Raw genomic sequence first — 1,316 nt, 5'->3', positions numbered from 1 at the left:
GTGCTTATGCTTTGCAAATAGCAGTAATAGCAAATAAAAATTTCCTGTTTCTAACTTAAACGAAAGTGAAATTAGAAAAGTATTTTTAAAGAAAAAAATGTTCATTAAAGATAAAAAGGTAATTCCTGTTAATTTAAAAAATAACTCTCAAATAAGACAGCTTTTCCAGAAATACATACTAAAAATGGATAATGAAGAATATAACCTTTACTGGAATGAAAAATATTTCAATGGTATAAAACCTCCTATTGTGATGTCGTCTCAGGAAGCTGTAATCAAATTTGTAAAAAATATAGATAATGCTATAGGTTATGTGGAGCTAAAAAAAGTAAAAAATAGAAAAGATATAAAGATTTTAAAAATCATAAATGTAGGTAAAAAAAATGGACACTGAAAAAAAGCCAAAAATACTTATTGTTGACGATGATGAAAGGAACAGACTTTTATTTAAAGTTATACTAAAAAAAGAAGGTTATGAGACAACAGAGGCTGAAAACGGAGAGGAAGGTATAAAAAAGGCTTTAGAGGAAAAACCAGATGTTATTTTAATGGATGTAATGATGCCTGTTATGGATGGCTTCACTGCAACAAAAAAACTAAAAAGTGATGACAGGACAAAGCATATACCGGTAATAATACTTACTGCTTTAAATGAAAGAGAAGAAAAATTAAAAGGAATAGAAAGTGGAGCTAATGACTTTTTAACAAAACCTGTTGATACAAAAGAACTGCTTTTAAGAATAAAAAATCATCTTCAAATAAAAGCATATCAAGATTTTTTATCAAATTACAACAAAATACTTGAAGAAGAGGTAAAAAAGAAAACAAAACAGCTTCAAGAAGCATTTAATGAACTTGATTATGCTTATAAGGACAGTATACAGAGACTTGCTAATTTAGCTGAGTTTAGAGACCCGGAAACAGGTGAGCATATTAAAAGGGTTAGTCTATATTGTAAATTAATAGCAGAAAAATTAAATATGGATGAAAATTTTATTGACCACATATTCTATGCATCAACAATGCACGATATTGGAAAAGTAGGTGTTCCTGATAACATTCTTTTGAAGCAGGGAAAGCTTACAGATGAAGAATGGGAAATAATGAAAAAACACACAATTTATGGATATAACATTTTAAAAGACTCAAAGTCAGAAATATTAAACATGGCTGCTGATATTGCTCTAAACCACCATGAAAAATGGGACGGCTCAGGTTATCCTTACGGAAAAAAAGGAGAGGAAATTCCTTTATCTGCCAGAATTATGGCAGTTGCAGATGTTTATGATGCATTAAGAAGTAATAGACCTTACAAA

General features: G+C 29.3%; 2 protein-coding genes. Both read left to right on the top strand.

Translation table 11 applies throughout. The annotated features are described in order from the left end of the window. The first annotated feature begins 97 nt into the window (after positions 1-97). Positions 98-394 carry a hypothetical protein gene (locus tag HG1285_RS17980; protein WP_008289449.1) on the top strand — a complete coding sequence of 99 codons (297 nt, stop codon included), beginning with the start codon at positions 98-100 and terminating at the stop codon, positions 392-394. Continuing rightward, positions 384-1,316 (top strand): HD domain-containing phosphohydrolase (locus HG1285_RS01205; RefSeq protein WP_008289448.1); only part of this gene is annotated, 933 nt, incomplete at its 3' end. The genes HG1285_RS17980 and HG1285_RS01205, both read left to right, overlap by 11 nt.

The sequence above is a fragment of the Hydrogenivirga sp. 128-5-R1-1 genome (assembly GCF_000171895.1).
Note: the sequence above shows the minus strand (reverse complement) of the source record. Positions and strands in the feature narration are given on the sequence as shown.